Origin of the sequence: Peptoniphilus grossensis ph5 (genome assembly GCF_000311825.1) — a bacterium.
Classification (GTDB): domain Bacteria; phylum Bacillota; class Clostridia; order Tissierellales; family Peptoniphilaceae; genus Peptoniphilus_A; species Peptoniphilus_A hominis.
On the sequence record NZ_HE978567.1, the window covers coordinates 400,850 to 414,455 of the forward strand.

The following is a 13,606-nucleotide window of genomic DNA, read 5'->3' on the forward strand; positions in this document are numbered from 1 at the left end:
TTTTTATTTTGGCAGAAAAAAATAAAAGCCCTCGCGGACTTTTACTTTTCACCTTTTATATTTTTATGAATTAAATTCTTTGTACTCTCTCTTTGCTTCTTCTTGTTCTTCTGGTATGACCTTGATGCTTGCCTTGACTATTCTCTTGTCTGCCACTGCAAGTTCTGTCAAGATGCAGCCTGAAGTCTTTACGTTAAGCTTTTTCTTTTCATTTTCTTCTGGAATAAAGCCCAGCTTTTCAATTATAAGCCCAGAGATTGTCTCATGGTTTTCTGAATAAAGTGATGTGCCCAGCTCATCGTTTATGTCTTCGATGTCCATGGACCCGTCAACTATATATTCATTATCAGAAATTTTTTCTAGGGAGTGGTTTTCCTTGTCGTACTCGTCTTCAATTTCTCCTACGATTTCTTCTACTATGTCTTCCACTGTAACCATGCCTGAGAAACCACCGTATTCGTCAATTAGTATTGCCACATAATTTTTTGAGGATTGAAGCTCCTTTAAGAGCATGTCAATTTTTTTGGTTTCAGGCACAAAGTAAGGCGACTTTATACACTTGTCCAAGTCAATGGATTCGTAATCATTTTTTGCATATTCTACGAAAAGGTCTTTGATATAAACTGTTCCAAGAATGTTGTCTGTATTTTCTCTAAAGACTGGCATCCTTGAGTAGCCCATCTTTAGAATTTCTGTAACTGTGTCTGTGTTAAATTCGTCATAGTCCACCATGTAAATTGATGTCCTTGGCGTCATTATTTCGTATGCCAACTTGTCGTCAAAGTCCATTATATTTACTATCATCTCTTCACCAGCTGAGTTTATTACTCCTTGCTGAGTGGAAACTTTTATATAAGATTTTAATTCTTCTTCAGAAATTTTTTCTTCAACATCTTCAGAATATTTGCCCATCATCTTTAAAACTAATGCCGTTGAGAAGGACAATAGTTTTACAAAGGGATAAAATATTTTTGAGGCAAAGGCAATTATATTGCTGGATTTAAGGGCAACTTTTTCTGAATTTTGAAGGGCTATTCTCTTTGGCACAAGTTCTCCAAAAACAAGGGTGATGTAAGATAATAAAAATGTCACCAAAATAAAGGACACTGTAAAGCCATAAGGTAGGCCCCTATCACTTAAGTAGACTCCAAAAACTTGTGAGATACTTGTAGCTGCAGAACCAGATGAGAAAAATCCCGCTAGAGTTATTGCAACTTGTATTGTAGACAAGAATCTCGTTTGGTCAGATGAGATAGAGAGTAGTGTCTTTGCCCTCTTGTCTCCCTCTTCTGCCAATTCTTTTATTTTATTATTATTAACTGAAACCATTGCCATTTCTGCTGAGGCAAAAAATGCGTTAATTCCTGTAAGTATTGCGATTAATATTAGCTTAGCCCACAAGGCGCCATCGTCCATTAACATCTTCCTCCATATCTTTTAGACTAATTATATCAAAGAATTTGTGATTATAACAGAAAAGAATGTCCATAAGAAACTTTTTATTGAAAAATTTTATGTTATAATTATTTCCATGATGGAGGTGTATAATGAAAAAATTTAAAAGAATAATAATTTTGGTTCTCCTACTTGCAGCGGCACTTTTTGCAACTTTCTTTGCTGGCAAAAAAACTATGAAAGCTGAAATGGAACCAGACATCACTTCGACTTTAATTTTTAATAAATTAGTTGGCGCCAAGGAACTTACAACATTAAAATATCACTACACAAATATGGGACAGTTTGAAAATCAAAATACTTTTTACGGCTATAAAATTCCCTTTACATCAAAAAAATTCATAGTCTCCTACGATGGAGTCATAAGCGCAGGCGTTGACCTGGAAAAAATGAAGGTGGACCTTGAGGGCAAAAGCATTGAAATAAAAATTCCACCGGCAAAAATTTTGAGCCACGAAATTTACGAGGACTCATTAAAGGTTTTTGACGAGAGAGAATCTATTTTTAATCGAATTGACATTGAGGACTACAACAATTTCTCCAAGGATCAAAAGAAAGAAGTGGAAGAGACTGCCATTAAGAGAGGTCTCTTAAGGAACGCTGACGAAGAATCTAAAAAGGCAATAGAAGAAATCCTCTTGTCTGACACTCTTTTAAGTGACTACAAAATCAAGGTCACAAGAGACGATTCTTTAAAATAAATTTAATAAGTCAAAAAAAGGGCATTCATTAGAATGTCCTCAGATTGTAGACAAACCCAGGAATATTTTCTGGGTTTTTTGCATTTTAATGTATTTTCTAAAAAAAACCATTAATTTATTCAAAGTTAAATCTTTATTAGGACTCAATTTATATAGCAGTATTCCTAATTTTTTCTTTGAATTAGATGATTATATTAAAAGAGCAGGCTTTTTTGCCTGCCTTGTCATCAATCTGAAGCTGTGTCACCACAGCTCTTTATTATTAATTATCTTTAATAATTTATTTTATCCAGTATCCCCTTGAAATATGCTATTACTATTCCGTAGTTTGTTATTGGGATGCTTTTTTCTTTTGTACTCTCGATTCTACTCCTAATATTTTTTGCATTGAGCATGCAGCCGCCACATTGGATTATGAGGTCGTAATCCGAAATATTTTCTGGTAAGACTGAACCTGAACTCACATCAACCTGTAAGCCTTGGCCAACTTTCTTTCTTATCATGTTTGGAATTTTTATTCTTCCAATGTCTTCTTCTGCTGGGGCATGGGTGCAGCACTCTGCTATTAATATTTTTGAATTCTCATTTATTTTTTTTAGAGCTTCTACTCCCTTGATGTATTCATCAATGTCACCCTTTAGTTTTGCAAATAAGACTGAGAAGGATGTTAGCTTAACATCTCTTGGGATTTTTTCATAAACTTCTAAGAAGACAGAGGAGTCTGCAACTACTAGGTCTGGCTTCTTATTTAAAAGTCCTAGGATATCAGGAAGCTCTTCAAGCTTTACCATGGAAACCAGGGCGTTTCTATCAAGGAGTTCACGAATTGTTTGAATTTGTGGAAGGATAATCCTGTTTTTTGGTGCTGCAATGTCTTGGGGAATTACTAAGAGGACTAGGTCCTTCTCTTCCACCATGCCGTCAAAAAGTCTCTCTTCCTTCTTTGGTTTAAATTTCAAGAGTTCCTCTAAGAGCTTATCAAAACCAATTTTTTTTAGGGCAGAAACTTCCACTATTTTATAAGAAGAAAAATCTTCTCTTATTTTTTTTATTTCTTCTTCTGATAAGAGGTCAATTTTATTTATTACAAGAAGGATTGGAGTGTCCTTAAATTTTTTTAGCATTTCCCTTTCAGGTCCTGTTTGGGTATCTGATACAACTAGGACTCCAATGTCAGTTTTCGATATAACTTCGTCAGTTCTCTTCATCCTCTTTTGTCCAAGGACTGTTTCGTCTCCAATGCCTGGCGTGTCCATTAAAAGACATGGCCCCAAGCTCTTAATCTCCATTGACTTGTAAACTGGATCTGTAGTTGTCCCCTCTTGGTTTGAAACAATGGAAATATCTCGGCCAGAAAATTCATTTATTATTGAGCTCTTGCCCGAATTTACCTTTCCAAAAAATCCTATGTGGATCCTGTTACCAGAATTTGTCTTATTAAGTTCCATTAAAATCTAAAATCTCTCTTTCCAACTTCTTCCATTTCGCTTATATATTCTTTAGCCTTCTTCTTTACAATTTCATTTGGAATTTTTTCAAGTTCTCTTGCAATTAAGTCTTCGCTAAGTTCTCTTGTCTTTTCATTTCCATAATCTAGCATGTATTCCTTCAAAGTCATAAGGGCATTAGGCTGACAACAATTTAAGATTTGTCCTGACTTGCAAAGTTGCATGAACCTGTCGCCAGTTCTTCCTTCCCTATAGCAGGCTGTACAAAAACTTGGGATATAACCAAGTTCCATTAGCCAATCCACAACTTCTTCAAGAGTCCTATTATCTGCAACATCAAATTGAGCAGAGTTATCTTCTTCTAATTCCTCCTCAACATATCCACCAACAGAAGTTCTTGATCCACCAGAAATTTGACTTACACCTAGTTCAAGAGCGCGTTCTCTAACTTTTTGTGATTCTCTAGTTGAGATTATCATGCCAGTGTAAGGTACTGAAACCCTAATTAGGGCAATTAGTTTTTCAAAAATATCATCAGCAAGTTCATTTTTAAAATCACTAGGATCAATGTCATCGGCAGGTTGGATTCTTGGAACAGAAATTGTGTGAGGTCCAACTCCAAATCTTGCTTCCAAGTGTTCTGCGTGCATTAAGAGTCCAACTAATTCATACTTATAAGTTTCTAGTCCAAATAAAACTCCAATCCCAACGTCGTCGATGCCAGCTTCCATGGCCCTATCCATGGCTTCAGTGTGGTAGGCGTAATTATGCTTTGGTCCTGTTGGGTGAAGTTCTTCATAGGACTTCTTGTTGTAGGTTTCTTGGAAGAGGATGTAGGTTCCAATTTCTGCATCCTTTAATTTTTTATAATTTTCCACAGTAGTAGCAGCAATATTTATGTTGACCCTTCTTATTTGACCATTTTCATGTTTAATAGAATAAATTGTCTTAATGGATTCCAAAATATATTCCATTGTATTGTTCACAGGGTCTTCACCAAGTTCAAGGGCAAGTCTCTTGTGGCCCATGTCTTGAAGGGCTATAACTTCACTTTTAATTTCTTCTTGAGATAATTTTTTTCTTCTAATTGATTTATTTTTTGCATGGTAAGGGCAATAAACACAACCATTAATACAATAGTTTGAAAGATAAAGGGGGGCAAACAAAACAATCCTGTTGCCGTAGTGGTCTTCCTTAATTTTCTTTGCAAGCTTATAAATTTCTTCTTGGTAAGACTTGTCTTCAGCAAGTAGAAGTAAAGCCGCCTCTCTGTGGTTTAGTCCCTTTTCCTTCTTTGCCTTTTCAAGAACTTCATCTAAGAGGTCCTTATTATTCTTGTTTTTTTCTGCATATTCAAGAGTGTCTAAGATCTCTTGATGGTTTATAAATTCATCTGCAATTTTTGAATCTAGCTTGTACAATTTCTTCACTATTCCTTAATCCTTACTTATAATCTCCTCTAGATTTGGAAATCTTATATCCAATTTTCTCTAGTTTTTTCTCTAGTCCCATAAAGTCGTCAGAGTTTTGAACTTCTGTACCGATTTTATTGTCGTAAAGCTTATAATTTTTTCTAAGTTTCTCTGCCCCAACATTGGGCATTAAAACATTGGCCCCTGCCAAAATTCCCTTTTCTCGTCCAAATTCGTCAATACTTCCCAGGGCAGTTGTTGATGGCAAGAGAAGTTTCTCGTCAGCAATCCTTACAATGGATAAAATTTTAAGAACATCTTCTAACTTGCCGCCTTCAAAGTCCCTGAAAGGAGTGTCATGTTGGGGTATGAAGGGTCCAATTCCCACCATCTGAGGTCTTAATTTTAAAATAAATTTTAAATCCTCATATAAATTTTCAATCCTTTGATAAGGTGAACCCACCATCATGCCACAACCTGTTTGAAAGCCCAAGTCCTTTAATTTTAGAATGGAATCAATCCTGTTTTCAAACTTCATAGAGCTTGGATGAAGCCTTTGGTAGTGAGACTTGGAATAGGTTTCATGCCGCAATAGGTACCTGTCAGCCCCCATATTTTTCAAGGCCTCAAAGTCCTGAAAATCTCTTTCACCAAGAGAAAGTGTTATGGCAACATCAGGAAACTTTTCTTTGATATGATAAATAATTTCTTTTAAGTAATCAAGGCTATAAAAGTCATCTTCGCCACCCTGCATGACAATGGTTTTTATCCCCAGGCCCACTGAGTGGCTGGCAAGGTCCAAGATTTCTTCCTTAGACAACCTAAGCCTCTTGGTATTTTTGTTGGCCAACCTAAGACCACAATAGTAACAATTGTTTTTGCAATAAGTGGAAATTTCTATTAGGCCCCTAATGTAAATCTCTCGTCCAAAGTTTTTTACTGCTAGGTCTCTTGCAAAGGCATATAAATCTTCGGCTTCAACTTTATCCAAATTCATTAGGTGGGAAAAATCTTCAAAGCTAATCTCCTTGGTATTATAAAATTTTTCACATATCTTTAAAGTTTTCAACGGCCATCTTCCATTCATCTTACCCGAAAATAATTTTTTAACTACAATTACAGTATTATATTATATCAAATTTTGTTCATTTTAAAAAACATAATGAAATAAAAAATTTTTGCACTTAAGAATATCAAAAGATGCAAATAGGATAAAGAATTTCCATTTTATAATTCTTTTTTAGCCTACAATATAAATTTATATAAAAAAATGGACACAGTAAAGACTGCATCCATTTTTGAGAAAATGAAGATAATTTAGTAATTTTTAATTCTTCTTAGCCAAGGAATTTAAAATTTCTTGATAATCATTTGCTGCCAAGAAAATTTGAACATAGGCCCAGTGATTTTCTTTGACATCAGTGAAACTATTAAAGTCCTTAATAATCTTTTCTAAATCTTTTTTGTTAATAGAACGACCATCATAGTGGTTTAAAATTGTAACGGCTTCTGCCCTAGTAATAACACCATCTGGTTTAAAACTTCCATCTGGATAGCCAACAATGTGTCCATTACCATAAACTTGATTGATTGCATCTTCAAATTTGTGACCCTTGATATCTGCAAAAGGAGCGGTCTTGTTGTTCTTCTTATCAATGCCAGCTATAGCTCTAGCAAATTCTGCCCTAGTTATTGGCTCATTAGGTCTAAAGTTGCCATTCTCGTCTGCGAACATCAAGTTGTTTTTAACCATAGCATTTATGGCTGCATTATACCATCCATTAGGTGTGTCTTTGAAGTTAGGCTTGTCCTTATTGTTTAAGTCTAATCCAGCCAAGACTCCTATCATAGAAGCTGCTTCAGCACGACTTATCTTTCCCTCAGGACGGAAACTCTTGTCACCGTAGCCAAAAATATAGGCTCCATGTTTTGATTTAGGTTTTTCATTTGGAGCATTTTCTATTGCGCTTTCAGTAACTTCTACCATGTCACCATTTTCAAAATAAGTTTTCTCTGCAAACTTAACTAATACAATAGGTTTAATATATTTTGCCTTGTCTGGTAATTTAGTTATTACAATTTCATAACCACCATCCACAGCCTTAACAGAGTAGTCCTCTCTTGGAAGCTCTTGTTTTTTGTATTTAGGTGTAGCTGTTGAAGTTATATCTACTTCCTTCGAAGGTTTCATAGCATTAAAATCATCTACAGTTACATAGTTAAGCTTGAAGAAGAATTTTTCATTTTCTCCAATCTTTCCTGCATCTTTTAAAGTAGATTTAATTCTTATTTTATTGTCCTTAAGGGCAACATATTTTTTATTGTTATGTGGGTTTAACTTATCCCTATCTCCAGAAACCTCAAAGTTAACAAGGGCTTTTTTAGTATAATCTCTAAATAAGCCAGATTTTTTACCATCAACTTTTTTAAATGGCATTGCTTCAATTTCTGCCACTTCTTCTTCACTTATTGAATTAGAATCTTTTGCTAATAATTCTTTTGCCCTAGCTATAGAGTTTTTAATTTGAGATTTTACTTGATTGTCACCATATTCTATTGCTTCATTATCAAGAACTTTATCGTCCATTGTATCTAAATAGACTTTCAATTCTTCCTTGGCCTTTTTAACCCTTGCTGCAAACTTCTCATTTGCATTTTGATCTTCGCCACCTGTACCTGGTCTTTGACTTTCTTCTATCTCTTTATTGGTCTTGTCAGACTTTAAGGCTATTTGCGTATAATTTTTAACTGAACTTGCATAGGCTTGTCCTGGTACTGAACCTAGAATTAAAGAAAAGCCTAAAAGGCAAGAAACAAAACCTAGTGACAACTTACTCATTCCATTATGAGGTTTTTCATTTATTTTTTTCATTTTTCCTCCTTAAATAATAAGAGAAACGCGCTTACAAAAATTAGTAAAAATCTATAAGTTTTTCCTACTTATATAAGACAAAGAAGTTTGTAAATAAAAACTTTCTAGTATTTCTACATATACTTAAATCATAGTATTTGTCACTTGATTTTGTTTATTATTTTATCTTTCTTTTTTTAATAATCCTTCTTCATTAAAATATTTTTAATTTTATTGCGATTGGATAAATGTTTTTCTTTAATATATCCTCGCTTTATCTGTCTTTTTAGATATCCTTATCTTTTAAGAATATTTTTTTATTTTTCTACTTCTAATAATTTTTTTACTTCTTCCATATCTACATGGTCAAGTGAAGCTACTGACCACTTTGGCAAATAATCCTTATCTATTACCCTTGACCTAATGCCCTCTTTCATGTCTCCAGTTTTTACTGCATAGTTTAAAATTTTTAGGTCAAGGTCCACAGTTTCATGGTAGGTCAAATTTTTACATAAAAAATATTTTTCAAATTGAAGCTTAAGCATAAACTGTGACCTGGACTTTAAGTCACAATAGATTTCTCTTGCAAATTCATCTTCAAGGTTTTCTTCTAAGGCCTTATAAATTTCTTCTAGGCTGTCCTTATTAAAATATTTTTCGATTTTGTCAAAATTTTTATCTACAAAAGTTTCTTTTAAGGGCAAATTATATTTCTCGCCATAGATTTTTAATTTTTCAATTAATTCTTCTCCCTCATAAATTTCTGAAAACTCAAAAAGTTTTTCAATTAATTTTTCATAATCCTCTGAATTTATATAGACATGGGCAAAATCATATTTAATTAAATCTGAAGCTTCAAGGCTTCTGCCGAGAAGGCCCACATAATGACCCAAGGCCCTTGGGAGTTTAGAGATAAATTTTCCCACACCAACATCTGGCACAAAGCCGAGACCAGTTTCTGGCATAGCCCAGTTTACAGTCTCATGGCAAATTATATAGTCGGAGTTTATGCTGAGGCCGAGACCGCCGCCCATGACTATGCCCCTCCAATTGCTTATTATTGGTTTTTTGTAGGAGGCAATGTACTTGTCTAGCTCAAATTCCGTAGCGAAAAACTCATCTTTTTTCTGGCAAGAATCATTATTAATATAGTTATTGTAAAGGTCCTTTAAATCTCCGCCAGCACAAAAGGCCTTTTCACTTAAGCTGTCAAATAAAACTGCCCTAATCTTATCATCATCTTCCCATTTTTCTAAGATTTCTCTAATTTTTATTATCATTTCAAAATTTAGGGCATTTAATTTTTCAGGTCTGTTAAAATAAATCACACCCAGCTTATTTATAACTTTTGAAATAACTAATTCCTTCATTTCATCACCATCTTTTCTTATAAGTATTTTATACCCAAAGAAGGAAGAATAACAAAAAAATAGATCTCAAAGCTGTGAAATCTATTTTTCAAAATTTTATTTTTTATTTTGTGACATATCTACAATTAAATTTGTCACGCTTTCGAAGTCAAAGGCAGATGAATTTATTAAGAGGTCGTAACTTGCTCTGTTGCCCCAAACTTTTCCAGTGTTTCTGCCGTAATGGTTGGCCCTTCTGTTGTTTTCTCTTTCAAGCTTTAGCTGGAGCTTGTCTTCCTTTACCTTGTAAGTATTTAAAATTCTCTCTTCCTTAAATTCTTGAGACGCATAAATAAATACAGATAACTTTGGGAAATCTTCCAAGACAAAATCTCCGCACTTGCCAAAGATTATTGCCTTTTTATTTTTTGCAATTTCTCTTATAGTCCTTGAGTCCAAGAGAAAGGCTGCATCATTTGTTGCAATGTCCTCTTGGGAGTAGGAATAATTTTGCCTATATAAGTCGTAAATAGTTCCCTGCAAGAAGGAATCGTCTTTCTTTATCTCATCAGGTTTTACCTTTCCTTCAAGGCTCATGAGTTCAATTAACTTTTCGTCGTATAGTTCATAGTTTAATTTTTCGGCAACTTTTTTTGCAATTTCGTTAGCACCGCTGCCATACTCTCCGTCAATGGTAATTATCTTCTTACCAGCCTTTTGGAAAATTTTTTCAAATAGTGACATATCTTCACCTCTCAAAGATTGTATATCATAAATGTGAAATCTATTTTAATTAATATAAAATTCTTGTGAAAAATTTTAGCGCCCTTCCAATTTTTTCTGCAAATAAACTTCTATTGGCAGTTGGGCAATAAGTGTGGCAAGAAAAATAATTATGCCACCAATAATTTCTCTCTCACTCATGCTTTGTGAAAGAATGAGCCAGCCAAAGACTGCTCCAAAAACTGATTCAAGGGAGGAGATCATAGAGGCAACAACTGGGTCCAGTTCCTTTAGTGCCATTAGCTGAATTGTAAATCCAACGCCTGATGACAAGATCCCCACATACAAAATAGCTAGGTAGGACTTTAAAATTGCACTCATATCTATTCCCTCAAAAATAAGAGCAGCTATTAGGGAGAAAAATCCACAAACTGCAAATTGAATTAAGGAAACTAAAACTGCATTAGTGTCCTTGGAAAACTCTGATAGCATTAAAATGTGAATGGCAAAAACAATTGAACCAAAAATTGTAATCAAATCGCCAATATTCATGCTAAGGCTTCCCTTTACTGACATGAGATAAGTTCCAATCATGGCAAGAACTATACACAATTGAAGTTTTTTATTTATTTTCTTTCCATAAAAGAGTCCAATTATTGGAATGAATACAATGTATAGGGCTGTGAGAAAACTTGCCTTGCCTGCAGTTGTATAGACTAGGCCAATTTGTTGAAAGTTAATTCCAAAAGTAAAGACAAGACCACAAAGAACTCCACCCCTTATGGTTCTCTTCATGTCAAATTTTTGCTCTCTATAGGATTTTGATGTTTTGTTAAAAAATACATAGGTTAGGTGCAAAAAAATTATAGCAACAAGAGACCTAGCTGCTGTAAAGGTAAAAGGCCCTATATGTTTCATGCCCTGAGCCTGTGCCACAAAGGCAAGTCCCCAAATTATTGATGTGATAAATAACATTATTGAAGCTTTTAATTCTTTACCCATTAAAACACCACCCAAAAAAACACCAATCCAGCGTTATCAACTAAATTGATGCTATTATTTTATAATTTAATAATATCATAATTTATCCCGAAAAAACAGTGATGTATTAAGTATATTTTCCTCTTATCTTTAATTATTTAGATTAGACCTTTTGCAAATCTCATGTATAATTAAGGTAGAGGTGAAATATGATTAAATTTAATTTGTATAAAGAAGGGGGACTCAAAGTCCACTTTGTAAAAAAAGATGGGGAACGTCCATTAGAGATTAAGGAATATCTTGAAAAGAAAAAATTTTCTTATAAATTTAAGGAAAGTTTATATCTTCCTAGTTTTCTTGAAGAATCAGAAATTTTTATGGGTCTAGGAGAAGATGAACTTGACCTTGAAGATGTGAGAAATCTTTTCTTTGAACTTGGAAATATTTTAAGAGACAATGAAGAACATGAAGTTGAAATTAAAATGCCAGACCTTTCTATGTGCAACAGAAAAACTATTATGGCAGCCTATGAAGGCCTTCGCCAAGGTGAATATGAGTTCACTAAAAAAACTGATGTCAAAGAAAGAAAGGCTGACTTTGAACTTACAGTGAACTACTCTTCCTTTAAGGGACCTGAAGAAAAACTTCGTGCCGGCCTAGAGAAAATGGAAAATATTATGGATGGAGTTTTCCTTGCAAGAGACCTTGTAAATGAAAGGGCCAATGTAATTTATCCAGAAAGCCTTGCTAATATTGCAGTTGAAAAATTAGAAAAGCTTGGTGTAAAGGTAAGGGTTTATGAAGAAGATGAAATAAAAAAAATTGGCATGAAGGCCTTTTTAAGAGTGGCAGCAGGTGCTACTAACCGTCCAAGACTTATTGTAATGGAATATAAAAATGCTGAGGCAGAAAAAATTGCCCTAGTTGGCAAGGGACTAACTTACGATTCTGGTGGCTACAACATAAAATCTCCAGCTGGCATGAACTACATGCACTGCGACATGGGTGGTGCAGGCACAGTTATTGGGACAATATATGCCCTTGCAAAGAACAAGGCCAAGGTAAATGTAGTGGGAGTAGTTGCTGCTTGCGAAAATATGATTTCAGGCACATCCTACAAGTCTGGCGATGTAATTGACTCCATGAAGGGACTTACTATTGAAGTGGCAAACACTGACGCTGAAGGAAGAATAACCCTTGCCGATGCAGTTCACTATGCAACAAATGATTTAGGAGCAGAAAAAATTATTGACCTTGCAACACTTACTGGCGCCGTAACAATTGCCCTTGGAGAAGTTTACACAGGTGCAGTTACAAATAATGAAGACTTCTACAAGGAAGTCCTTGAAGCTGGAAAATTATCTGGAGAAAAAATTTGGGCCTTCCCTTATGATGAAGACTACAAAAAATTAAACAAGTCAGAAGTTGCAGACATCAAAAACACTTCAGGTAGAGATGCAGGCTCTGTTACAGCAGGACTATTTGTTGGCGAATTTGTAAAAGAAGGCACGCCTTGGGTTCATCTTGACATAGCAGCAACAGCCTACAGAAATAAAAAATCAGGCTATCTTCCAAAGAATGCAACTGGAGTTCATGTTAAGACTTTAAATAACCTATTAGACCCAACAGATTGCTAAAAATTAACCACAACCACTGGCTAAGGCTAGTGGTTGTTTTCAATTAAAAAACTCACCTTATTTCTAAGATGAGTTCTCATATATCTTCTATATTTATTTCACCGTGCAAGCTATAAATTTCCGGACCATTATCTTCTGATTTGCCCATATTTTCCCTTATAGAATAAGTAAGATAAAAGCTAAAGCCTTCTATACCTTTATAATCTTTAGCCAATTCAAAATCTTCTGAGAGAATTTGATATTCATAAAATTCTCTAATATTAGCATCTTCCAATAATTTAAAATTAATTTCATAATCTTTAGGGCCTTTGAATTTTATTTTATCATCTTTATCTAACAATAATGTGAAAGAAAACTGGCTATTCAATTTTCTTCCATGAAAGTCGTTATCTTTACTAATGATTACATCTCTATAAAGGTCATTGGAATTTTTATTGATAATATTTGCTTTTACTTCTTCACTCATAACATTGGAATTATTCTTATCATCTATTTTTTCATTATTAGTTTTATTTCTAAAGTATATTAACAATGATAAAGATAAAATAATTATCAAAGCTATTCCTACTTTTTTTTGCATCAATAATACCTCCATATAAAATATCCATGTATTTTACTGTGTTATCTAATTAAATTATACAAAACTCTTTTTTCTTGTCAAATTTATTGTTTATAAAAAGACTCTGCCAGGTAAGGGTCCTGACAGAGTCTTTAAAAATTTAAGCTTGTTTGCAATAAAAAATCTGCTAGAGATTTGTGGTGACCCCATAAAGTTGGACCTAATACCAGGACTAGTAGTTTGCTAGCTCTGGTATTATTTTATTACTTTCCACCCCTAGGGGTGGAATTTTTATGCAGCATTCTTTTCTCTATATTCTATTGGACTTAAATATCCTAATTTTTCTTTTATTCTTTCTTTATTGTAATATTCCATATATTCTTCTATTGTTTCTTTTAATTCTTCATATGAGTAGAATTTTTTGCCATAATATATTTCTTGTTTTAATATCCCAAAGAAGTTTTCCATTGGTGAGTTATCTAGACAATTT

The 13,606-nt window shown here is 34.0% G+C and carries 12 protein-coding genes; 2 read left to right on the top strand and 10 right to left on the bottom strand.

What is annotated here, in order from left to right; genetic code table 11:
* Positions 1-63 precede the first annotated feature (63 nt).
* A complete protein-coding gene (locus HGPG_RS06185; RefSeq protein ID WP_036731819.1) occupies positions 64-1,416 on the bottom strand; it encodes a hemolysin family protein in 1,353 nt (450 codons plus the stop codon).
* Between the two features lie 131 nt (positions 1,417-1,547).
* On the opposite strand from HGPG_RS06185, the gene HGPG_RS06190 reads away from it, so the two are divergent.
* Positions 1,548-2,156 (top strand): DUF4230 domain-containing protein, encoded by a 609-nt coding sequence (locus HGPG_RS06190; RefSeq protein WP_019125191.1) that lies wholly within the window; start codon positions 1,548-1,550, stop codon positions 2,154-2,156.
* A gap of 272 nt (positions 2,157-2,428) precedes the next feature.
* On the opposite strand, the gene hydF is transcribed toward HGPG_RS06190, so the two are convergent.
* From hydF to HGPG_RS06225, 7 genes are all read right to left on the bottom strand, one after another.
* Positions 2,429-3,604: a [FeFe] hydrogenase H-cluster maturation GTPase HydF gene (gene hydF, locus HGPG_RS06195; RefSeq protein WP_019125192.1), complete on the bottom strand. Its 1,176-nt coding sequence runs from the start codon at positions 3,602-3,604 to the stop codon at positions 2,429-2,431.
* Positions 3,604-5,025, bottom strand: coding sequence for a [FeFe] hydrogenase H-cluster radical SAM maturase HydG (gene hydG, locus HGPG_RS06200; RefSeq protein ID WP_019125193.1), 1,422 nt, complete (start codon positions 5,023-5,025; stop codon positions 3,604-3,606). Before hydG ends, hydF begins: the two co-directional genes overlap by 1 nt.
* Before the next feature lie 22 nt (positions 5,026-5,047).
* Positions 5,048-6,103, bottom strand: a complete 1,056-nt coding sequence (gene hydE, locus HGPG_RS06205; protein ID WP_036731727.1) for a [FeFe] hydrogenase H-cluster radical SAM maturase HydE — start codon at positions 6,101-6,103, stop codon at positions 5,048-5,050.
* 240 nt (positions 6,104-6,343) lie between these two features.
* Positions 6,344-7,888, bottom strand: a complete 1,545-nt coding sequence (locus HGPG_RS10515; RefSeq protein WP_019125195.1) for an S-layer homology domain-containing protein — start codon at positions 7,886-7,888, stop codon at positions 6,344-6,346.
* A gap of 296 nt (positions 7,889-8,184) precedes the next feature.
* A complete protein-coding gene (locus HGPG_RS06215; RefSeq protein WP_019125196.1) occupies positions 8,185-9,237 on the bottom strand; it encodes an enoyl-CoA hydratase/isomerase family protein in 1,053 nt (350 codons plus the stop codon).
* Between the two features lie 96 nt (positions 9,238-9,333).
* The gene (locus tag HGPG_RS06220; RefSeq protein ID WP_019125197.1) at positions 9,334-9,960 is read right to left on the bottom strand and encodes a cytidylate kinase-like family protein; all 627 of its coding nucleotides are present in this window, start codon (positions 9,958-9,960) and stop codon (positions 9,334-9,336) included.
* A gap of 75 nt (positions 9,961-10,035) precedes the next feature.
* The gene (locus tag HGPG_RS06225; protein WP_019125198.1) at positions 10,036-10,941 is read right to left on the bottom strand and encodes a DMT family transporter; all 906 of its coding nucleotides are present in this window, start codon (positions 10,939-10,941) and stop codon (positions 10,036-10,038) included.
* 188 nt (positions 10,942-11,129) lie between these two features.
* Between HGPG_RS06225 and HGPG_RS06230 the strand changes: the two genes are divergently transcribed.
* Entirely contained in the window at positions 11,130-12,557 is a 1,428-nt protein-coding gene (locus HGPG_RS06230) for a leucyl aminopeptidase (RefSeq protein ID WP_019125199.1), read from the top strand.
* A gap of 76 nt (positions 12,558-12,633) precedes the next feature.
* Here the strand turns inward: HGPG_RS06230 and HGPG_RS06235 are convergent, their stop codons facing one another.
* On the bottom strand, positions 12,634-13,137 hold the full coding sequence (locus HGPG_RS06235) for a hypothetical protein (protein WP_019125200.1): 504 nt from the start codon (positions 13,135-13,137) through the stop codon (positions 12,634-12,636).
* A gap of 270 nt (positions 13,138-13,407) precedes the next feature.
* A partial coding sequence (locus tag HGPG_RS10115; protein ID WP_147629755.1) for an IS3 family transposase occupies positions 13,408-13,606 on the bottom strand: 199 nt, incomplete at its 5' end.

Bases quoted from the DNA above. Each gene is read 5' to 3' on its own strand.
- HGPG_RS06185 (WP_036731819.1), bottom strand. From the start codon at position 1,416: ATGGACGATGGCGCCTTGTGGGCTAAGCTAATATTAATCGCAATACTT.
- HGPG_RS06190 (WP_019125191.1), top strand. From the start codon at position 1,548: ATGAAAAAATTTAAAAGAATAATAATTTTGGTTCTCCTACTTGCAGCG.
- hydF (WP_019125192.1), bottom strand. From the start codon at position 3,604: ATGGAACTTAATAAGACAAATTCTGGTAACAGGATCCACATAGGATTT.
- hydE (WP_036731727.1), bottom strand. From the start codon at position 6,103: ATGAATGGAAGATGGCCGTTGAAAACTTTAAAGATATGTGAAAAATTT.
- HGPG_RS10515 (WP_019125195.1), bottom strand. From the start codon at position 7,888: ATGAAAAAAATAAATGAAAAACCTCATAATGGAATGAGTAAGTTGTCA.
- HGPG_RS06215 (WP_019125196.1), bottom strand. From the start codon at position 9,237: ATGAAGGAATTAGTTATTTCAAAAGTTATAAATAAGCTGGGTGTGATT.
- HGPG_RS06220 (WP_019125197.1), bottom strand. From the start codon at position 9,960: ATGTCACTATTTGAAAAAATTTTCCAAAAGGCTGGTAAGAAGATAATT.
- HGPG_RS06225 (WP_019125198.1), bottom strand. From the start codon at position 10,941: ATGGGTAAAGAATTAAAAGCTTCAATAATGTTATTTATCACATCAATA.
- HGPG_RS06230 (WP_019125199.1), top strand. From the start codon at position 11,130: ATGATTAAATTTAATTTGTATAAAGAAGGGGGACTCAAAGTCCACTTT.
- HGPG_RS06235 (WP_019125200.1), bottom strand. From the start codon at position 13,137: ATGCAAAAAAAAGTAGGAATAGCTTTGATAATTATTTTATCTTTATCA.